This window comes from Streptomyces sp. JLYT201 (genome assembly GCF_059448825.1).
The window spans coordinates 5,789,773-5,809,700 of sequence record NZ_CM182551.1; the positions used below are offsets into that span (position 1 = coordinate 5,789,773).

The window sequence follows — 19,928 nt, forward strand, 5'->3', positions numbered from 1 at the left end:
CGTCAGGCGACGCGGGTGCCGCGCCGCCACACCGCCGAGACCAGCGGTACGCCCGGCCGGTAGGCCAGGTGGACGTGGCTCGGCGCGTCCAGGAGCGCCAGGTCGGCGCGGGCGCCGGGGGAGAGGCGGCCGACGTCCGTGCGGCGCAGCGCCGCGGCGCCGCCCGCCGTGGCCGCCCACACCGCCTCGTCGGGGGTCATCCCCATGTCCCGTACGGCGAGCGCGACGCAGAACGGCACGGACGAGGTGAACGACGAGCCCGGGTTGCAGTCCGTCGACAGGGCCACCGTCGCGCCCGCGTCGAGCAGCCGCCGGGCGTCGGGCCACTCGGCGCGCGTGGAGAACTCCGCGCCCGGCAGCAGCGTGGCCACCGTGTCGCTGTGGGCGAGGGCGTCCACGTCGGCGTCCGTGAGATGCGTGCAGTGGTCGGCGCTCGCGGCGTCGAGCTCCACGGCCAGCTGGACGCCCGGGCCGTAGCTGAGCTGGTTGGCGTGCACGCGCGGGTGCAGTCCCTTCGCCCTGCCCGCCGTGAGGATCGCCCGCGCCTGGTCGCCGTCGAAGGCGCCCTTCTCGCAGAACACGTCGATCCAGCGGGCGTGCGGGGCGCAGGCGTCCAGCATCTCGCCCGTCACCAGGGCCACGTACGCCGCCGGGTCGGCGGCGTGGTCCGGCGACACGATGTGGGCGCCGAGGAAGGTGACCTCGTCCGTGTGGCGCGCCGCGATGCGCAGGGCGCGGGCCTCGTCCTCGGTCGTCAGGCCGTAGCCCGACTTCGTCTCGAACGTCGTGGTGCCCTGGCGCAGGGCCTCGGCGAGGTAGCGGGTGAGGTTGGCCTCCAGGGCCTCGTCCGATGCGGCGCGGGTCGCCGCCACGGTGGTGCGGATGCCGCCCGCCTCGTAGGGGCGGCCCTCCATGCGGGCGTTGAACTCCTGGGTGCGGTCGCCCGCGAAGAGGAGGTGGGAGTGGGAGTCCACGAAGCCCGGCAGGGCCGCGCGGCCCCGGGCGTCGTACGCCTCGTCCGCCGCCGGGGCCTCGGCGCTCGGGCCCACCCAGGCGACCTCATCGCCGTCCAGGACGACGGCGGCGTCCTCGACGAGGCCGAGGGGGCCGCGGCCGAGGGCGGGGTCGTTGGTCACGAGGCTGCGGATGCTGTGGATGACGGTGGTGGGCATGGGGGTGCGTCCTGTTCGTGGGTGGGTGCGGGGGGTGCCCTCGCGGGGTGCGCCCCAGACCCGCCCCTTCCCGAAACTGGGGGCTCCGCCCCCAGACCCCCGCTCCTCAAACGCCGGAGGGGCTGGATCTCTCAGCCCGTCCGGCGTTTGAGGACGAGGCGCGGAGCGCCGATTTCGGGGGGCCAGGGGGGCGGAGCCCCCTTGTTCGGGAAGGGGCGGGTCTGGGGCGCACCGCGAGGGCTAGTGCAGGGCTGTCACCGCTTCGGTCAGGGCCGACGGTACGTCGGGGACGAGGGTGTGGGCGCCGTCGCGGACCACGTGGCGGCCCCCGACCACGGTGTGCCGCACATCCACCGCGCTCGCCGCGAACACCGCCGCCTCCGCCCCGAGCCGCGCCGCGGCCCCCGCGGTCCGCACGGAGTCGAGCGCGACCGTGGCGAAGTCGGCGAGCCGCCCCGCCTCCAGGGCCCCGGCATCGGCCCAGCCGAGCGCCGCGTGCCCGTCGGCGGACGCCGCCCGCAGCAGCGCGGCCGCCGTCCAGTGCCCGCGGGTGTGCGTCCGGAGCCGCTCGTTGAGCTCCATCGCCCGCGCCTCCTCGAAGAGGTCGATGACGGCGTGGCTGTCGCTGCCGAGGGAGAGCGGGCTGCCCGCCCGCTGGAGGGCGGGCGCGGGCCCGATGCCGTCGGCGAGGTCCCGCTCGGTGGTGGGGCACATGCAGGTGCCGGTGCCCGAGCCGCCGATCAGGGCGATGTCGTCGTCCGTGAGGTGCGTGTTGTGGACGCCCGTCGTGCGCGCCCCGAGCACCCCGTGGTCGGCGAGCAGCCGCGTGGGCGTGCGGCCGTGCACGGCCAGGCACGCCTCGTTCTCGGCGGTCTGCTCGGAGAGGTGCACGTGCAGCGGGGCGCCGCGCGTCGCGGCCCACTCGGCCACGGTGCCCAACTGCCGCGCGGGCACGGCCCGTACGGAGTGGATCGCCGCGCCGATCCGGGCGTGCTCGCGGCCCTTCAGGAGCGCGGCCCGCTCCGCCCACGCCTGGGCCGTGCCGTCGGAGAAGCGCAGCTGGTGGTGGTCGGGCGGGGCGCCCTCGGCGGCACTGCGCAGACCGGAGGCCACGTACGCGGTGTCGAGGAGCGTGATGCGGATGCCCGCGTCGGCCGTGGCGGCGATGAGGGCCTCGCCCATGGCGTTGGGGTCGGCGTAGCGCTTCCCGCCGGGCGCGTGGTGCAGGTAGTGGAACTCGCCGACGGCGGTGACGCCCGCGAGCGCCATCTCCGCGTACACCGCCCGCGCGAGCGCGTGGTACGTCTCCGGCGTGAGCCGGTCGGCCACGGAGTACATGACCTCGCGCCACGTCCAGAACGTGCCGCTGCCGACCTGCACGGTGGAGCGCAGCGCCCGGTGGAAGGCATGCGAGTGGGCGTTGGCGAGGCCGGGCAGGGTCAGGCCGCGCAGGACCGTGGCCCCCGGCGGCGGGACCCCGACGCCGGTGCGGACGGCGGCGATCCGCCCGTCCGCGCCCACGTCGAGCGCCACGCCGGGCTCCACGACCGGCTCCAGCCAGGCGTGCTCCGCCCAGTACGTGTGCGTCACCGGCACGCCAGGCCCTCCAGTACGTCGGCGAGCGCCCGCACCCCGGCGACGCAGTCGTCCTCCGCCGCGTACTCGGCGGGGGAGTGCGAGACGCCCGTGGGGTTGCGGACGAACAGCATGGCGGTCGGGACGGACGCGGAGAGGATGCCCGCGTCGTGCCCGGCGCCGGTGCCGAGCACGGGCACCTCGCGGCCGGTGCGCCCGCGCAGGAGCGCGCCCAGCTCGTCGCGCAGCGCGTGCTCGAACTCGATGACCGGCGTGAACGACTCGCGCACGACGGCGAGGTCGACGCCGTGCCGGTCCGCGTACTCGCGGGCCGCCTTTTCGACGGCCGTCACCACGGTGTCGAGCGTCTCCTGGTCCGCGGCGCGCGAGTCGAGCCAGCCGCGCACCAGGGACGGGATGGCGTTGACGCCGTTGGGCTCGACGGAGATCTTGCCGAACGTCGCCACCGCGCCCGCGAGCTCCGCCTCGCGGCGGGCCGCGAGGACCGTCTCCGCGTAGCTCAGCATCGGGTCGCGGCGGTCGACGAGGCGGGTGGTGCCCGCGTGGTTGGCCTCGCCGCGGAAGTCGAAGCGCCAGCGGCCGTGCGGCCAGATGGCGCTGGCGATGCCGACCCGGTCGCCGGACAGGTCCAGGGCCCGGCCCTGCTCCACGTGCAGCTCCACGAACGCGCCGATCCGGGCGAGCCGCTCGGGGTCCGGGCCGATCCGGGCCGGGTCGTACCCGGCGGCCTCCATCGCCTCCGGCAGCCGTACGCCGTCGCCGTCGCGCAGCTCGTACGCCTGCTCCTTGGTGAGCTGCCCGGCCGTGAGCCGGGAGCCGACGCAGGCCAGGCCGAAGCGGGCGCCCTCCTCGTCGCCGAAGTTGGTGAGGGCGAGGGGGCGGGTGAACTCCGCGCCCCGAGCGCGGAGTTCGTCGAGCGCGGCGAAGGCGGAGACGACGCCGAGGGGGCCGTCGAAGGCGCCGCCGTCGGGGACGGAGTCCAGGTGCGAGCCGGTGACGACGGCGTCCCCCGCGGCCGGGTCGCCGAGCCACGCCCACTGGTTGCCGTTGCGGTCCGTCTCGTACGTCAGGCCACGGCTCTCGGCCTGCTCCTGGAACCAGGTCCGGCAGTCGGCGTCGGCCCCGGTCCAGGCGTGGCGTCGGTACCCGCCGGTCTCGGCGTTGCGACCGATGGGAAGCAGGTCGCGCCACATCGCCGTGAAGTCGGGCGGCGCCGGCGACCGCGGTGCCGTCGTGGCCGGGCGCGCGGTTCCCCGCGCCCCTTCGGGGCGCTTCACTCGCCCTCCCGCATGGGCACGCGGACGCCGCGCTCCGCGGCCACGGCCTCGGCGCCGTCGTAGCCCGCGTCGACGTGCCGGATCACGCCCATGCCCGGGTCGTTGGTGAGCACCCGGCGGATCTTCTCGCCCCCGAGCTTCGTGCCGTCGGCGACCGTGACCTGGCCCGCGTGGATGGAGCGGCCCATGCCGACGCCGCCGCCGTGGTGGAGGGAGACCCAGGAGGCGCCGGAGGCCACGTTGACCATGGCGTTCAGGAGGGGCCAGTCGGCGATGGCGTCGGAGCCGTCGCGCATGCCCTCGGTCTCGCGGTAGGGCGAGGCCACCGAGCCGCAGTCGAGGTGGTCGCGGCCGATGGCGAGCGGGGCCTGGAGCTCGCCGGAGGCCACCATGTCGTTGAAGCGCTCGCCCGCCTTGTCGCGCTCGCCGTAGCCGAGCCAGCAGATGCGGGCGGGCAGGCCCTGGAAGTGGACGCGCTCGCCCGCCATCTTGATCCAGCGGTGCAGCGACTCGTTCTCCGGGAAGAGGTCGAGGATCGCCTTGTCGGTCTTGTGGATGTCCGAGGCCTCGCCCGAGAGGGCCGCCCAGCGGAACGGGCCCTTGCCCTCGCAGAACAGCGGCCGGATGTACGCGGGGACGAAGCCGGGGAAGGCGAACGCCCGGTCGTAGCCCGCCAGTTGGGCCTCGCCGCGGATGGAGTTGCCGTAGTCGAAGACCTCGGCGCCCGCGTCCATGAAGCCGACCATGGCCTCGACGTGCCGGGCCATGGACTCGCGGGCGCGGGTGGTGAAGCCCGCCGGGTCCTTCTCGGCGGCCGCCGCCATGTCGTCGAAGTCCACGCCGACGGGGAGGTAGGCGAGGGGGTCGTGGGCGCTCGTCTGGTCCGTGACGATGTCGACGGGCGCGCCCTCGGCGAGCATGCGCGGCAGCAGCTCCGCCGCGTTGCCGAGCAGGCCGATGGAGAGCGGGCGGCGGGCGTCGCGGGCCTCGGTGGCGAGCTGGAGCGCGTGCTCCAGGGAGTCCGCCCTCACGTCGAGGTAGCGGTGCTCGATGCGGCGCTCGATGGCGCGCGGGTCGCAGTCGATGCAGATCGCGACGCCGTCGTTCATGGTGACGGCCAGCGGCTGGGCGCCGCCCATGCCGCCGAGCCCGGCGGTGAGCGTGATGGTCCCGGCGAGCGTGCCGCCGAACTTCTTCGCCGCGACGGCCGCGAAGGTCTCGTACGTGCCCTGGAGGATGCCCTGGGTGCCGATGTAGATCCAGGAACCGGCGGTCATCTGGCCGTACATGGTGAGGCCGAGCGCCTCCAGGCGGCGGAACTCCTCCCAGTTCGCCCAGTCGCCGACCAGGTTGGAGTTGGCGATGAGCACGCGCGGCGCCCACTCGTGGGTCTGCATGACGCCGACGGGGCGGCCGGACTGGACGAGCATCGTCTCGTCCTGCTTGAGGGTCCGCAGCGTGCGCACCATCGCGTCGAAGGAGCGCCAGTCGCGGGCCGCCTTGCCGGTGCCGCCGTAGACGACGAGCTTGTCGGGGTGCTCGGCGACCTCGGGGTCCAGGTTGTTCTGGAGCATGCGCAGGGCGGCTTCCTGCTGCCATCCCAGGGCGCTCAGTTCGGTGCCGCGCGGCGCTCGTACGGGGCGGGGTCCTGACATGGCGGTGCCTCCTCCGGGCTGTGACCTTGTTATTCACATCCTCGGTCGGTGAATAGCTCTAGTCAATAGCACCGTAGGGCCAGCGGACGCGGCGCTCGGGTGATTGTGTGGATCACATGAGCCCCGACGACGCGACGGTTCCCGGCCCCACCGTCGATCCCACGAGCCCCCCGGGCGCGGAGGCCGCCGCCCGCCGAGACCAGGCCGTGCGCGCCGCGATCGAGCAGGGCGTGGTGAGCCCGGAGAACCCGCTCGCGGGCCTCCTCGACGTCACCGGCGTCCGCGCGGCCGCCGCCGCGCTGCGCGCCGCCTTCGCCGGGGTCACCCCGCCCGCCACCCCCGTCCTGCACGCCTTCGCCGTGAAGGCGACGCCCCTGGTGCCCGTCCTGCGGCTGCTGTACGAGGAGGGGATCGGCGCCGAGGTCGCGAGCCCGGGCGAGCTGGCCCTCGCCCGCGCCGCCGGGGTGCCGCCCGCGCACACCGTCCTCGACTCGCCCGCCAAGACCCCCGCCGAGCTGCGCGAGGCCCTCGCCCTGGGCATCGCCGTCAACGCCGACAACCCGCAGGAACTGGCCCGCCTCGACGCCCTGGTGCGCTCGGCGCCCACCGGATCGCCGCTCGGAATCCGGGTGAACCCGCAGGTCGGCGCGGGCTCCATCGGCGCGCTCTCCACCGCGACGGCGACCTCCAAGTTCGGCGTGCCGCTGAGGGACGACGGCGGCCGCGACTGGCTCGTCCAGGCCTACCTCGACCGGCCCTGGCTGACCCGGCTGCACGCGCACACCGGCTCCCAGGGCATCCCCCTCGACCTGCTCGTGCGGGGCGTCGCCGCGGTGTACGAACTCGCCGAGGAGATCAACGCCCGCGCCGGACGCCGCCAGGTCGACACCATCGACATCGGCGGCGGCCTGCCCGTCAACTTCGCCTCCGACGAGGCGAGCCCGACCCACGGCGATTACGCGCGCCTGCTCAAGGACCGCGTGCCGGGCCTGCTCGACGGGCGCTACGGCCTGGTCACCGAGTTCGGCCGCTCGCTGCTCGCCAAGCAGGGGGTGCTGCTCGCCCGCGTCGAGTACGTCAAGGAGGCGGGCGGGCGGCCCATCGCGCTGACCCACGCGGGCGTCCAGGTGGCGACCCGCACGGTGTACGCGCCCGGGTCCTGGCCGCTCAGGCTCGCCGCGTACGACGCCAAGGGCCGCCCGAAGCAGGGGCCCGTCGTCGGCCAGGACGTCGCGGGCCCGGCCTGCTTCGCGGGCGACCTGCTCGCCGCCGACCACCCGCTGCCCCGGCTCGAAGCGGGCGACCACGTGGCCGCCCTCGACACCGGCGCCTACTACTTCGCCCAGCACTACTCGTACAACAGCCTGCCCCGGCCCGGGATCCACGGCTTCGCCGCGGGGGCGGACGGCACGGTCCGCTTCGCCACCGTGCGCGCGCCGCAGCCGGTGGCGGAGCTGGTCGCGGAGGCGGGCGGCGGCGCACCGGAGGCGCTGAACGGGCTGTGAGGGGCCGCCACGGGCTCTGATGTTGCTCAACTCCCGCATCGTCCCGGCGTGTCACGGGCAAGAGGTCCTTCCGAAGGTCCCGGGCACGTTCGGGGGAGGCTCCTGTGACGACTTCAGGAACGAGCGGTACCACCACGCATCCGGCCGAGGAGGAGCCCGGCCTGCGCCGGGTCCTCGGCCCCAAGCTGCTGATCCTCTTCGTGATCGGCGACATCCTCGGCACCGGCATCTACGCCACCACCGGCAAGGTGGCGGGAAAGGTGGGCGGTGCCCTGTGGGTGCCGTTCCTCATCGGCTTCGTCGTGGCGATCCTGACGGCCGCGTCGTACGTGGAACTGGTCGGCAAGTACCCGAGGGCGGCGGGCGCCGCGCTCTACACCCAGAAGGCCTTCAAGGTCCCCTTCCTGACCTTCATCATCGCGTTCATGGTGATGTGCTCGGGCCTGTCGTCCGCGAGCGCGGCCGCCCGCGCCTTCAGCGGGGACTATCTGAGCGAGCTGACCGATGACGCGCTGCCGCCGACGCTGGTGGCGATCGCGTTCGTCCTGGCCCTCGCCGCGCTGAACCTGCGGGGCGTGTCGGAGTCGGTGAAGGCGAACGTCGTGCTGACCGCGGTCGAGCTGACCGGTCTGCTGATCATCCTCGCGATCGGCGCGTGGGCCGTGCTCACGGGGGACGGAGAGCCGTCGCGGCTCACCGAGTTCGAGTCGAGCGGCACCGGATACGCCCTGATCACGGGCGTCCTCGGGGCCACCGCGCTCGGCTTCTTCGCCTTCGTCGGCTTCGAGGACTCGGTGAACATGGCCGAGGAGACCAAGGACCCCACCCGCACCTTCCCGCGTGCGATCTTCATCGGCGTGGCGGTGACCGGCACCATCTACGTCCTGGTCGCCCTGGTCTCCTCGCTCCTGGTCGACCACAAGACCCTGGAGGGCTCCAGCGGACCGCTCCTGGAGGTCGTGAAGGCGGGCGGCGTCGACTTCCCGCACAAACTCTTCGCGCTCATCGCCCTGTTCGCGGTCACCAACTCCGCCCTCATCAACATCATGATGGCCTCCCGCCTCTGCTACGGCATGGCCAACGAACGCATCCTGCCGCGCTCCATGGGCCGCGTCCTGGCCGGTCGCCGCACGCCCGTCGTGGGCATCGCGTTCGTCTCCCTGCTCGCCATCGGCCTGGTCTCCACCGGCGAGATCGAGGGCCTCGGCGACACCACGGCGTTCCTGCTCCTGTGCGTGTTCGCCGTCGTCAACGTCGCGGTCCTGGTGCTGCGCAGGGACCCCGTGGACCACGACCACTTCCGCACGCCCACGGCCCTGCCCGTGCTCGGCGCGATCACCGCGCTCGTCCTCGCGAGCCCGCTCGCCGACCGCCCGGCCGACGTCTACGTCCGCGCGGGCGTCCTGCTCGCGATCGGCATCGCCCTGTGGGCGGTGAACAAGCTGGTGATGCGGGCGCGCACGGAGGGCTGACCGAGGGAGAGGGCCCCGGAACCCGAACGCCGGAGGGGGCGAACGCTGCCGCGAGCGGCACCGTCCGGCCCGTCCGGCGTTCGGGGACGAGACGCGGAGCGACGACGGGGCGCTGCTACTCCTCGACCGTCAGAGCTCTGCGCAGCCGCACCAGCGTGCGGGACAGCAGACGCGAGACGTGCATCTGGGAGATGCCCAGCTCCTCGCCGATCTCCGACTGGGTCATGTTCGCCACGAACCGCAGGGAGAGGATCTTCCGGTCCCGCGGCGGCAGTTCGGCGATCAGCGGCTTCAACGACTCGACGTACTCGATGCCTTCGAGCCCGTGGTCCTCGTAGCCGATGCGGTCGGCGAGCGCGCCTTCGGAGTCGTCGTCCTCGGGCTGCGCGTCGAGCGAGCTCGCGGTGTAGGCGTTGGACGCCGCCATGCCCTCGACGACCTCGTCGTGCGAGAGGCCGAGGCGCTCGGCGAGCTCGGCCACCGTCGGCGAGCGGTCGAGCTGCTGAGCGAGTTCGTCACCCGCCTTGGCGAGGTCGAGGCGGAGCTCCTGGAGCCGTCGCGGCACGCGCACCGACCACGAGGTGTCGCGGAAGAAGCGCTTGATCTCGCCGACGATGGTCGGCATCGCGAAGGTGGGGAACTCGACGCCGCGGCTGAGCTCGAAGCGGTCGATCGCCTTGATCAGGCCGATGGTGCCGACCTGGATGATGTCCTCCATCGGCTCGCTGCGGGAGCGGAACCGGGAGGCGGCGAACTTCACCAGGGCGAGGTTGAGCTCGACGAGGGTGTTGCGTACGTACGCGTGGGCGTGGGTGCCCTCTTCGAGGGACTCGAGCCGCTCGAAGAGCGTCTTGGACAGGGCTCGCGCGTCGAGGGGGCCCACCTCGTCGAACGGGGGGATCTCGGGGAGCCCGGAGAGTGAATCGGGCCGCTCGTCGGGGCGCGACGGGTCCGTCGCGGCCGCCGGCAGGGCCTCTTCGGCGGGGCCGGGGATCGAGGTTCGGGTGCGGTTCGGCGGGGGTGTCGACGTCGCTTGGTCAGTACGCGATTCGTCGAGCCGGGGTGACATGGTGTCCTCCATCGTTCTCGGCATATGGCTGCCGATGCCACTACGTGCACTGCGGTGTGCGGCGCCTCCATGGCCGTCCGGGTCGGGTGATGTCCCTTCTACCCCTACCCGCTTCCGACGCGGAGTCGCAAGTGCGGTGCGTGGCGAAATGTCCGAATTCAGGGGGATGTTCGGGTACCCCGGGGCGTACGGAAGGCGTAATGTTCAAGGGCGTCATCGCGCGTCACGGCGCGCGCCAGTAACAGCCCAACGGTCGGAAGAGAGTGACGGCATGGACCGCGGGACGGTCGGCAGCGCACACAGGGGCCGACTTTCGGTCGAAGTCCGGAAAGAGGGCCGCAGCGCCGTCGTGACTCCGGCGGGTGAGCTCGATCACCACACCGCCGATGTGCTGCGCGAACCGCTCGAAGGCTGCGTCGACGAGGGCTTCTCGCGCCTCGTGGTCGACTGCTCACGGTTGGAGTTCTGTGATTCCACGGGTCTCAACGTGCTCCTCGGGGCCCGTCTCAAGGCCGAGGCCGCGGGCGGCGGCGTGCATCTCGCCGGGATGCTGCCGGTGGTGGCCAGGGTGTTCGAGATCACGGGGGCCGACGCCGTCTTCACTGTCCACGAGACGCTCGAAGCGGCGCTGGCCGACTGAGCCGGACCTCTCTTCGCGGGGAGTACGAGGTGTGTGGGGGGCAATATGACGGGTGACGTGAAGCGTTATGTGTCAGTTGCCGCGGTGTGACCAATGCGTTACCGGCGTCACACGGTTCCCACCGAATCCATGGGTGTTCGTCCGGTTCGGCCGGGCAGGAGTCACCCTGAATCCGGAGTCGGCCGGCGTCCGGCGGCGCCGGAGCGAACAGCAGACCAACGTCGGATCAAACGTCAGAAATGGCAAGCGGCCGGGGAGCGGCCGGGCGGGCGAAGGCCCCGCCACCGGGCTCCCGTGGTCCGTCCTTGTCCAGAGTCCTCTTGTCGGTGAGGTGAAGTGCTGATGAGCGCCACCCGGCCTTACTCGCCGGGCGACCGTGGCCCGGAGCCGGAGGCCGCTGTCGCGGACGCTCCCGCGCACGCGGCCCCCGGGCCCGGGGGCCGCCAGGTCCGCAGGCTGAGCCTGGACGGCGCGAGCGGCGTGGTCCCGCTCTCGCGGGACTTCACCCGCGAGGCGCTGCACGCCTGGGGCTGGCTGCCCGCGGCCTCCGCCGACCGGCGCGCCGCGGCGGAGGACGTCCTGCTCGTGGTCTCCGAACTGGTCACCAACGCCTGCCTGCACGCCGAGGGCCCCGACGAGCTCTGGCTGTCCTGCGACGGCGGCCGGAAGGTGCTGCGCATCGAGGTCTCCGACCGCGGTGCCGGGCAGCCCGCGCCGCGCACGCCGCACCGGGCCGGGCGGCCCGGCGGGCACGGCATGTTCATCGTGCAGCGGCTCTGTCTGGACTGGGGGGTTGTGCGGACCCCTGGGGAGACGGGCAAGACGGTGTGGGCGGAGCTGGAGGCGCCGGGCTAGCGCCCGCGCCCGGAGTCACAAGGGTTACCCGCGGTTCGAAGGACGCGCCGGATCTCCACGGATCCGGGGCGTCCTTTGTCTTCCCTCGACAAGGTCCCCGGCGTACCTTGAGCGCCCGATCTGATGTGCCGTCAGCAAATCAGTGCGCGCGGCACGGATTTCGCCACCGGCATGAGGGGACCACGAGGTGCCGTACCAGAGGAAGCCCACCGCGCTCGCACTCACCGCCGCCCTGGCCGGATCGGCGCTGCTGCTGACCGCACCCGCCGCACGGGCCGAGGTCCAGGACGTCGACTACCAGTGCAAGACGCCCATCGGGAACAAGGGCGCCGTCTCACCGATCGACATCAAGAGCGTCAGGAGCGGCAGCGGCTACAAGCTCACGATGTCCTTCCAGAAGGGCGTCTCCTCCAGCCCCGTCGAGCTCGGCAAGGGCGCCATGAAGCCGAGCGCGCTCATCGAGCTCGGCGGCGCGGAGAGCGGCACCGTCCCGGTGTCCGGGCCGCCCAACTCCGCGCCCATCCCGGCCAACACCCCCATCAAGATCAGCACCCTGACGGGCACGTACACGCCCAAGAAGTCCGGCAAGGTCACCTTCACCGCCGGTGTCCTGACCATCAAGGCGCTCGGTACGACGACGACGTGCACGCCCGCGAACGACCCGAAGCCGTCGCTGACCCTGAACGTGAAGGGGAGCGGCTCGGACGCCGGCTCCGGCGCGGGCTCGGGATCCGGCGCCGGTTCCGGTTCCGGAACGGGCTCGGGCTCCGGCTCCGGCGACACGTCCGACGGCACGCAGGGCACGCCGTCCGGCGGCGAGGACCTGCCGCAGACCGGACCCGCCGACTCCGCGATCGCGCTCGGCACGCTCGGCGGCACGGTGCTCCTCGCGGGCGCGGCCGGGGTGCTGTGGCTGACGCGCCGGAACCAGGCGCCGCGCTGAGGGCGGGGACGCGGGCGATGCGGATGCGGGCCGCCGCGCGGGCGCTCGCCACGGCCGGCGCGCTGCTCGCGTGCGCTGCCGCGCCCCTCGCCCGCGCGGCCGACGGCGGCGGCTGGTCGCTCGGGCCCGCGGGCTCCGCACGGCCCTCCCTGTACGCGGAGGGCGCGCCCGGTGCCGTCCTTGAGGACAAGGTGTCCGTCACGAACCGGAGCGCGCGGCCCCGCACGGTGACCCTGCGCGGCACCGGCCCCGACGGCATCGGGGCGTGGATGGCCTTCGCCCGGCGGAAGGTGACGGTGCCGCCGCGCACCCGGGCCGACGTCCCGTTCACCGTGGCGGTGCCGAGGGGGGCCGCCCCGGGCGACCGCTCCGGCGCGGTGGTCGCGCGCGGCGGCGGCCGGGGCGCCCGGGTGCCCCTGCGCCTCCGGGTGGCCGGGCCCGCCCTGGCCGCGCTGACCGTGGAGCGCGTACGCCTCGACGCGGACGCGGAGCGGATCACGTACGAGCTGGTGAACCGGGGCACCACGGTGCTGGCGCCGCGCGTCGCGGTGCGGGCCGACGGCGTCTTCGGGGAACTGCTCGACCGGGCGCCGCACCGCGTGCCCGTGCGCGTTGCGCCCGGCAGCCGGGTCGCGCTGAGCGAGCCGTGGCCCGGCGTGCCGTCGTTCGACGCCGTGGACGTGCGCCTGACGGCCACGGCGGCGGGCGGGGTGCGGGCCGAGGGGTCCGCGTCCGCACGCCTCGTGCCGTGGCCCGCCGCCGCGGGCGCGGGCGCCGGTGCCGTCGCGGCGGGCGTCGCCGCGTGGTGCGCCGTACGGCACGTCGTACGCCGCCGGAGACGGGACGCCGGCCCACCGGCGGAGACGACAGCGGCAGCGGAACCGGAGACGACAGCGGCGGCGGAGACGGCGGCGGCGGAGCGGGAGCCGACGGCCACGGGGACGGGAGGCAAGCCGTGAACGTACAGCGGACGTGGCCGCGCTGCTGCGCGTCGGCCCTGGTCATCGCCCTGGCCTTCGCGCTGCTCGGGCCCGTGCCGGGCGCCGCGGCCGAGCCGAAGCCGAAGGTCATGCTCTCCACGTCCCAGGCGGGGACCGGGGGCTCGGTCACCGTGACCGGCAAGGGGTGGCGGCCGCGCGCGCTGCTCATGATGCTCGTCTGCGGGCAGGGCACGCCCGCCGCGGGGGTGCCCGGCGGCACCAACTCCTGCGCCAACGCCGAGGGCCGTGCCGTCACCACCGGCGGCGACGGCACGTTCCGCAAGCGGCTGCCCGTCGCCGAGCCGCCGAAACCCTGCCCGTGCGTCGTGCACGTCGCCACGGTGACCGGCGGGAAGGCCGCGGTGGACGCGGCGTTCAAGGTCGCGGGGCATCCGGTGAAGCCGCTGCGCACGCCGCGCGGCGGGCGGCTCGCGGTGCTCGCGGACCCCCGGCTCGACGGGTCGAGCGGCCTCCTCACGTGGTTCGGCTCCCCGCCCTCGCGGCAGCTGGTGGTCACCGTGGGCAACCCGGGCACCGCGCCGGTCAAGGACCCGGTCTTCCAGGTCGGCACCTCCCACGGCGTGTTCGCCCCGCAGTGGGAGCAGCAGCAGTGGCGCGGCACCATCGCACCCGGTGCGAAGGCGAGGATCAGGCTTCCGGTCGAGCTGCCCGCGGGCGCCCACGGTGACTACCTGGTCTCGCTCCGGTACGGCAGCGATGTCCTCGCCGAGCAGCCGTGGGGCGTGGGGCGGCCCTGGGGCGTGACCCTGTTCTGGGTGCTCCTCGCCCTCGTGGTGCCCGCGGCCGTCTTCCGCGTCGGCATGGTGGCCGTCGACCGGCTCCGCCCCGCCAAGGGGTCCGGCGGCCGCCCGCAGGGCCGCCACCGCACGCGGCGCGTCACCGCGGCCCTGCCCGGCGGCACCCGGCTCACGAAGAGCGCCCTGCTCGCCAAGGCGGCGCTGCTCAGAAGGCCGGACACCGCCGCCGACGACTCGGCACCCCCCTCCCGTGACACCGGGTCCACCTCCACCGGCCTGCCGTGGTTCACCCCGGACACCGACCCGGGCGCCCCGGCGGGACAGCTCTCCGCACCGTCCGACAACGGCCCCCCGACGAAAGGAAAGCCGTGACGAGGAAGCCGACGCAACGGAGCGCGAGAGCGGGCAGCCCCAGAAGGGGCGCACCACCCCGGACGAGAGCGGCCGCGGCCTCGGTCGCCCTGGCGCTCGGCGGCGCGGGCCTCGCCGTGTTCGGCGCGGCGGGCCCGGCGAGCGCCGCCGAGGTCGCGTACAGGACCGAGTGCGTGCCGCCGCCCGTCTCCCAGCTGCCGCCGGTGCACGGCACCACGAAGGCGGACGTGACGGCGCCCGCCGAGGCGAAGGTCGGCGACGAGGTCGAGGTGGTGTGGAAGACGGTCGAGGCCGCCTCGAAGAACCCCGACATCCTCGACCTCGCCAAGGACACCGTCCTGCCGACCGGCACCGTCACGGTGGGCGGCGCCCAGAGCGGCGACCTGAAGGTCGAGGGGACCCGCACCAATCCGCCCATCCCCAAGGGCGGCGCGATGGTCCTGTCCGACATGAAGGGCAAGCTGAAGCTGACCGCGCCGGGCGAGGTGACGCTGACCCCGGGCGCGTACGCCATCAACGTGAGCAAGCCGATCTCCACGGACACCACGTGCAAGCCCGAGGAGGCCGTGAAGCCCGCCGTGACCATCAAGGTGACCGATGGCGGCGGCACGTCCGGCGGTACGACGTCCGGCGGTACGACATCCGGGGGATCCTCCGGCGGTACGGCCTCCGGCGGCGGTGACAGCGGCGGCACGTCGGGCGGGACGACGGGGGGCTCGTCCGGCGGTTCGTCCGGCGGCGGCGACGGCCAGACCGACTTCCCCGGCAAGGAGGTGCAGGTCCCGTACAAGTGCAAGACGCCGATCGGCGACAAGGAGGCGACCTCGCCGGTGCAGATCGACGCCCGGAAGGACGGCGGGAAGTACGGCCTGACCGTGCGGTTCAAGAAGTCCGTGATGGACAGCCCGGTCGACATCCCCAAGGGTGCGGTGAAGCCCTCCATGGCCGTGCTCCTCGGCGGCGCCGACAAGGGCACGGTGCCCGTCGAGGGCCCCGCCAACAAGGAGCCCATCAAGTCCGGCGCCCCGATCGCCGTCCCGGACCTGACCGGCACCTACACGCCGGGCGCCGACGGGAAGGCGACGCTCTCGCCCGGTGTCCTCACCGTGAGGGCCCTCGGCACGACCACCACCTGTACGCCCGTGAAGACCGGGGTGTCCCTGGTGCTCGACACCTCGGCGCAGCCGGGCGGCACGGCAGGCGGCTCGGGTTCGGGCTCCGGCTCGGGCTCCGGCGGCGGCTCCGCGGGCGGCGCCCCGGGGGACGCGTCCGGCGGCGGCCTCGCCGACACCGGCGCCGACGGCGACGGCGCGCTGCGGGCCCTCGCCCTGGTCGCGGGCACGGCGGTGCTGCTGGGCGGCGCGGTGTTCACGTTCCTGCCGCGCAGGCGGGGGCGGCTGCGCTGAAGCGCCCCGAAGGGGCGCGGGGAACGGCGCGATCAGCCACGGCGAGCCCGCAGTCGGTCACCGGCCCCGGGAGCTCCCGGCATGGCCCCGCAGCCACCGCAGCACGCCCGCGGCGAGCCCCTGCTCCCGCAGGAGCGCCGCGCCGTGCGGTCACGTTCCTGCCGCGCAGGAGGCGGCGGCTGCGCTGAAGTGCCCCGAAGGGGCGCGGGGAACGGCGCGGCCAGCCACGGCGAACCCGCAGTCGGTCACCGGCCCCGGGAGCTCCCGGCATGGCCCCGCAGCCACCGCAGCACGCCCGCGGCGAGCCCCCGCTCCCGCAGGAGCGCCCCGCCGTGCGCCGCGCCGGGCAGCGTGCGCACGGTCACGTCCCGCAGGCCCGCGCGGCGCTGCGCGGCGGCGAGGTCCGCGGAGTGCGCGGGCGGCACGAAGTCGCCCGCCGAGTGCGCCAGGTACAGCGGAGCGTCTCGCGCGCCCGACGCGTGGGAGGCGGCCGACAGGTCGTCCCAGCGCTCCCGGCACGGCCGCCCGGCGCGGTCCGGGTCGCACCCGGCGAGACGTTTCGCCGCCCGGGCGAGCGCCCGCCGCCGGTCCGGGGCGCCCGGCGCGGTGCCGTCACGCCAGGCCCGGTACGGCGAGGCGACGGGCGAGAGGGCGACCACGCCCCGGGCGTACGCGCGCCCGTCGCGGTACGCCCCGACGCTCACGGCGAGGTGCCCGCCCGCCGACGAGCCGAGCAGCAGGGGCCGGGGCGCGCCCGGCCCCTCGCGGCGGGCGATCCAGCGCAGCGCGGCCAGGACGTCGGTGCGCTGCGCGGGCCAGACGGCGTCCGAGGAGAGCCGGTAGTCGGTCTCGTACACGGTGAAGCCGCGCGCGGCGAACCACCGGGACCAGCCGCTCCAGTCGTTGTCCCGCGCCCACGAGCCGCCGTGCAGGATCACCAGGGCCGTGCCGCCGTGGCCGTACACGGTCACGGTCTGGCGCGGGTGCGCCCCGTAGGAGTACGCGCGTCCGGGCGCGTGCGAGGCCTCGGCGGCCGCGCTGGAGGACAGGAGCGTGCCGCACAGGGCGAGGGTCAGGAGCGTCCGGCGTACGGTCATGGCCCGATGCTGCACCGGCGGGCACCGCGCCGCCCCCGAAAAGGCCCGAGGGCCACCGCACCGGGTGGTGCGGCGGCCCTCAGTTCGTACGGGTGCGGCTCCGCCGCGGGGCGCGACCAGCCACGGACGGCCCGCAGGTTCCTTACTGCGGCTCCAGCGAAGCGACTAGTGGACGTCGCCCATGAGCGCCTTGACCTTCTTGCGGTACATGAACACCGCGACGGCCGCGATGACCGCCATCGTGGCCTCCATGGCGACCACGCCGGACTTGTTCAGGTCGACGCCCGCGATGGAGAGCAGACCCGTGGTGCAGTCACCGGCGGTGACGGCGAGGAACCAGACGCCCAGCATCTGGGAGGCGTACTTCTGCGGGGCCATCTTCGTGGTGACCGACAGGCCGACGGGGGAGACGCACAGCTCACCGACGGTGTGGATGAAGTAGATCGCGACGATCCAGTACGCGCCGACCTTCTCGCCGTCGCCCGCCATGGACAGCGGGATCAGGAAGACGAAGAACGAGACGCCGACGATGAAGAGACCGGAGGCGAACTTCACGACCGAGTTCGGCTCCTGGCCGCGCCGGTTGAGCGCCAGCCAGATCCAGGCGACGACCGGGGCGAGGGCCATGATCAGGACCGGGTTGACCGACTGGAACCAGGAGACCGGGAAGTCGAAGCCGAGGATCGAGGTGTCGGTGGAGTTCTTGCCGAACAGGGCCACGGTGGACGCGCCCTGGTCGTAGATCATCCAGAAGACCGCGGCGGCCACGAAGAACCAGATGTACGCCGTCATCTTGGACTGCTCGGTCTCGTCCAGCGACTTGTCGCGCTTGATCTTGGTCAGGACCCAGATCGGGATGAGCAGACCGGAGACCGTGATCGGGACGATGGCCCAGTTCAGGGTGTAGACGTCCGTGGCGACGGCGACGCCGTAGAAGACGACGGCGGCGATGATCCACAGCATGGCCTTGCGGACCAGGCCCATCAGCTCGGCGCGCGGCACCGGCTTCGGCACGACGCTGCTCTGCGGGCTCAGGTGGCGGCCGCCGAGCAGGAACTGGATCAGGCCGAGGCCCATGCCGAAGGCGGCGATGGCGAAGCCGAGGTGCCAGTTGACCTTCTCGCCGACGGTGCCGATGGCCAGCGGGGCGAAGAAGGCACCCAGGTTGATGCCGATGTAGAAGACCGTGAAGCCGCCGTCGCGGCGCGGGTCGTCCGGGCCGTTGTAGAGGTGGCCGACCATCGTGGAGATGTTGGCCTTCAGGAGGCCGGAGCCGATCGCCACGAAGACCAGGCCGAGGAAGAACATCGCCTGGCCCGGCAGCGCGAGCGTGAGGTGACCGAGCATGATCACCAAAGCGGCTATCGTGATCGTCTTGCGCGGGCCCCACAGGCGGTCCGCGAACCAGCCGCCCGGCAGGGCGAGCAGATAGACCATCGCCATGTAGATCGAGAAGATCGCCGTGGCTGTGGCGGCGTTCATGTCCATGCCGCCGGGCGCGACCAGGTACAAGGGGAGCAGGGCCTTCATGCCGTAGAAGCTGAAGCGCTCCCACATCTCGGTCATGAAGAGAGTGGCCAGGCCGCGGGGGTGGCCGAAGAAGGTCTTCTCGGTGCCAGGAGTGCTGGCCGAGTCCTTCGTCAGGCTGGACGCCATGGGTCGATCCTCGTGGTGTCGGGACGCGCGTGGCGAGGCCGCCATGGGCGCGCCCGGTGGGGGCGGTCGGCACCGGCGCCGGACCGTCCACCCCCCACGCCTGCGAGGGGAACCGGTCCGCTGGGCGGAGCACGAGAGACGGCGACACCGAGATCCACACCCCGGACGCATCATCGCGAGCGGGGCCCGACCACAGGTCATTGCTTTCAGGCTGGTGATCACCAGCCCACACACAGAAGGACCCTTGGCGCGCAATAGCGGGCCAAAGGTCCTTGAGTAGTGCTACAGGCGTCTCGCCACCATACGCCACGACAGAGCGTGATTTGGAAGGAGTTGAGACATGGATCACAGGTGACCTAGGAACCAATGGAGCACATTCCAAGGTGTCCCCTAGATGTATCCAAGGATCGCATCCTGGATTGTGATCTTCCGGTCCCGGGGGGCCACCCCGGACGGGCCCCCGGCGCGGACCGCGCCCGCTCCTGGCGATCACCCTTCGGCGGCCGTCCGCAGCGGACTACCATCACCCCATGACCCGTGTACTGCTCGCCGAGGACGACGCGTCCATCTCGGAGCCGCTGGCCCGCGCACTGCGCCGCGAGGGCTACGAGGTCGAAGTGCGCGAGGACGGTCCCACCGCCCTCGACGCCGGGCTGCAGGGCAGCATGGACCTGGTCGTGCTCGACCTGGGCCTGCCCGGCATGGACGGCCTGGAGGTCGCGAGGCGGCTGCGCGCCGAGGGGCACACGGTGCCGATCCTCATCCTCACCGCGCGCGCCGACGAGGTCGACACGGTCGTCGGGCTCGACGCGGGCGCCGACGACTACGTCACCAAACCGTTCCGGCTCGCCGAGCTGCTCGCCCGGGTCCGGGCCCTGCTGCGGCGCGGCGCCACGGAGCCGGCGCAGCCGCCCGCCACGCACGGGGTGCGGATCGACGTCGAGTCGCACCGGGCCTGGATGGGCGAGGAGGAACTCCAGCTCACGGCGAAGGAGTTCGACCTCCTGCGGGTGCTCGTCCGGGACGCGGGCCGGGTCGTCACCCGGGACCAGCTGATGCGCGAGGTCTGGGACACGACGTGGTGGTCCTCCACCAAGACCCTCGACATGCACATCTCCTGGCTCCGCAAGAAGCTCGGCGACGACGCGGCGAACCCCCGCTACATCGCCACGGTCCGAGGAGTCGGCTTCCGCTTCGAGAAGTCGTAGCCGCGTTTCCCTGCGGGGGCGCGCACCAGGGGCCGCCCTGCGCGCGACCGGCGTACCGGGGCCGCGCTGCGCGATCCGCGTACCGGGGCCGTGCTGCGCGCGACCGGGGCGGGCCCGCCCGCCCCCACCCGGGCGCGCGACCACTCGCCGGCGGCGCTCCGCGTCGGGGCCGGTCCCGCGCGGCCGGGGAGTTCCGGGCGGGCGGGTGGGTGGGAAAGGCCCCGCCGCGGCAGCGGCGGCATGGCGCCCCGGGCGACCGGAAGGCGA

Annotated in this window: 16 protein-coding genes; 9 read left to right on the forward strand and 7 right to left on the reverse strand. The window is 73.8% G+C overall.

Annotated features, from left to right (window positions below; all coding sequences use genetic code 11):
* Positions 1-2 precede the first annotated feature (2 nt).
* The 4 genes from hutI to hutU all read right to left on the reverse strand — a co-directional run bounded on the left by hutI (position 3) and on the right by hutU (position 5,700).
* On the reverse strand, positions 3-1,172 hold the full coding sequence (gene hutI / locus AC5WAM_RS24290; protein WP_495518796.1) for an imidazolonepropionase: 1,170 nt from the start codon (positions 1,170-1,172) through the stop codon (positions 3-5).
* A gap of 240 nt (positions 1,173-1,412) precedes the next feature.
* Positions 1,413-2,762, reverse strand: coding sequence for a formimidoylglutamate deiminase (locus AC5WAM_RS24295; RefSeq protein WP_495523645.1), 1,350 nt, complete (start codon positions 2,760-2,762; stop codon positions 1,413-1,415).
* The gene (locus AC5WAM_RS24300) at positions 2,759-3,961 is read right to left on the reverse strand and encodes an allantoate amidohydrolase (RefSeq protein WP_366791575.1); all 1,203 of its coding nucleotides are present in this window, start codon (positions 3,959-3,961) and stop codon (positions 2,759-2,761) included. Before AC5WAM_RS24300 ends, AC5WAM_RS24295 begins: the two co-directional genes overlap by 4 nt.
* 80 nt (positions 3,962-4,041) lie before the next feature.
* A complete protein-coding gene (gene hutU / locus AC5WAM_RS24305) occupies positions 4,042-5,700 on the reverse strand; it encodes a urocanate hydratase (protein WP_366791504.1) in 1,659 nt (552 codons plus the stop codon).
* A 116-nt stretch (positions 5,701-5,816) separates the two neighbouring features.
* Here hutU and AC5WAM_RS24310 point away from each other — a divergent pair, with 116 nt between their 5' ends.
* Positions 5,817-7,205, forward strand: coding sequence for a type III PLP-dependent enzyme domain-containing protein (locus tag AC5WAM_RS24310; RefSeq protein WP_495518797.1), 1,389 nt, complete (start codon positions 5,817-5,819; stop codon positions 7,203-7,205).
* Positions 7,206-7,309: 104 nt separating this feature from the next.
* Positions 7,310-8,677 (forward strand): APC family permease, encoded by a 1,368-nt coding sequence (locus AC5WAM_RS24315; protein ID WP_366791502.1) that lies wholly within the window; start codon positions 7,310-7,312, stop codon positions 8,675-8,677.
* Between the two features lie 115 nt (positions 8,678-8,792).
* Here the strand turns inward: AC5WAM_RS24315 and AC5WAM_RS24320 are convergent, their stop codons facing one another.
* Positions 8,793-9,746, reverse strand: coding sequence for an RNA polymerase sigma factor SigF (locus AC5WAM_RS24320; protein WP_495523646.1), 954 nt, complete (start codon positions 9,744-9,746; stop codon positions 8,793-8,795).
* Positions 9,747-10,017: 271 nt separating this feature from the next.
* Here AC5WAM_RS24320 and AC5WAM_RS24325 point away from each other — a divergent pair, with 271 nt between their 5' ends.
* From AC5WAM_RS24325 to AC5WAM_RS24350, 6 genes are all read left to right on the forward strand, one after another.
* Positions 10,018-10,386 (forward strand): STAS domain-containing protein, encoded by a 369-nt coding sequence (locus tag AC5WAM_RS24325; RefSeq protein WP_138960103.1) that lies wholly within the window; start codon positions 10,018-10,020, stop codon positions 10,384-10,386.
* Between the two features lie 342 nt (positions 10,387-10,728).
* On the forward strand, positions 10,729-11,241 hold the full coding sequence (locus AC5WAM_RS24330; protein WP_366791500.1) for an ATP-binding protein: 513 nt from the start codon (positions 10,729-10,731) through the stop codon (positions 11,239-11,241).
* A gap of 187 nt (positions 11,242-11,428) precedes the next feature.
* Positions 11,429-12,184: an LPXTG cell wall anchor domain-containing protein gene (locus AC5WAM_RS24335; protein WP_495518798.1), complete on the forward strand. Its 756-nt coding sequence runs from the start codon at positions 11,429-11,431 to the stop codon at positions 12,182-12,184.
* 17 nt (positions 12,185-12,201) lie between these two features.
* Entirely contained in the window at positions 12,202-13,143 is a 942-nt protein-coding gene (locus AC5WAM_RS24340) for a COG1470 family protein (RefSeq protein ID WP_495518799.1), read from the forward strand.
* A complete protein-coding gene (locus AC5WAM_RS24345; RefSeq protein WP_495518800.1) occupies positions 13,140-14,294 on the forward strand; it encodes a hypothetical protein in 1,155 nt (384 codons plus the stop codon). The genes AC5WAM_RS24340 and AC5WAM_RS24345 overlap by 4 nt, the downstream gene beginning before the upstream one ends.
* Before the next feature lie 89 nt (positions 14,295-14,383).
* Complete coding sequence (locus AC5WAM_RS24350; protein ID WP_495523647.1) at positions 14,384-15,700, forward strand: hypothetical protein; 1,317 nt, start codon at positions 14,384-14,386, stop codon at positions 15,698-15,700.
* Positions 15,701-15,945: 245 nt separating this feature from the next.
* Here AC5WAM_RS24350 and AC5WAM_RS24355 read toward each other — a convergent pair whose 3' ends face one another.
* Together AC5WAM_RS24355 and AC5WAM_RS24360 are read right to left on the reverse strand one after the other, a co-directional pair.
* Positions 15,946-16,797, reverse strand: a complete 852-nt coding sequence (locus AC5WAM_RS24355; RefSeq protein ID WP_366791497.1) for an alpha/beta hydrolase family protein — start codon at positions 16,795-16,797, stop codon at positions 15,946-15,948.
* Between the two features lie 165 nt (positions 16,798-16,962).
* Entirely contained in the window at positions 16,963-18,453 is a 1,491-nt protein-coding gene (locus AC5WAM_RS24360) for a peptide MFS transporter (protein ID WP_366791496.1), read from the reverse strand.
* Between the two features lie 530 nt (positions 18,454-18,983).
* On the opposite strand from AC5WAM_RS24360, the gene AC5WAM_RS24365 reads away from it, so the two are divergent.
* Positions 18,984-19,661 carry a response regulator transcription factor gene (locus AC5WAM_RS24365; RefSeq protein ID WP_366791495.1) on the forward strand — a complete coding sequence of 226 codons (678 nt, stop codon included), beginning with the start codon at positions 18,984-18,986 and terminating at the stop codon, positions 19,659-19,661.
* Positions 19,662-19,928 lie beyond the last annotated feature (267 nt).

Coding starts and splice junctions, on each gene's coding strand:
- hutI (WP_495518796.1), bottom strand. CDS start 1,172: ATGCCCACCACCGTCATCCACAGCATCCGCAGCCTCGTGACCAACGAC.
- AC5WAM_RS24300 (WP_366791575.1), bottom strand. CDS start 3,961: ATGTGGCGCGACCTGCTTCCCATCGGTCGCAACGCCGAGACCGGCGGG.
- hutU (WP_366791504.1), bottom strand. CDS start 5,700: ATGTCAGGACCCCGCCCCGTACGAGCGCCGCGCGGCACCGAACTGAGC.
- AC5WAM_RS24310 (WP_495518797.1), top strand. CDS start 5,817: ATGAGCCCCGACGACGCGACGGTTCCCGGCCCCACCGTCGATCCCACG.
- AC5WAM_RS24320 (WP_495523646.1), bottom strand. CDS start 9,746: ATGTCACCCCGGCTCGACGAATCGCGTACTGACCAAGCGACGTCGACA.
- AC5WAM_RS24325 (WP_138960103.1), top strand. CDS start 10,018: ATGGACCGCGGGACGGTCGGCAGCGCACACAGGGGCCGACTTTCGGTC.
- AC5WAM_RS24330 (WP_366791500.1), top strand. CDS start 10,729: ATGAGCGCCACCCGGCCTTACTCGCCGGGCGACCGTGGCCCGGAGCCG.
- AC5WAM_RS24340 (WP_495518799.1), top strand. CDS start 12,202: ATGCGGATGCGGGCCGCCGCGCGGGCGCTCGCCACGGCCGGCGCGCTG.
- AC5WAM_RS24355 (WP_366791497.1), bottom strand. CDS start 16,797: ATGACCGTACGCCGGACGCTCCTGACCCTCGCCCTGTGCGGCACGCTC.
- AC5WAM_RS24360 (WP_366791496.1), bottom strand. CDS start 18,453: ATGGCGTCCAGCCTGACGAAGGACTCGGCCAGCACTCCTGGCACCGAG.
- AC5WAM_RS24365 (WP_366791495.1), top strand. CDS start 18,984: ATGACCCGTGTACTGCTCGCCGAGGACGACGCGTCCATCTCGGAGCCG.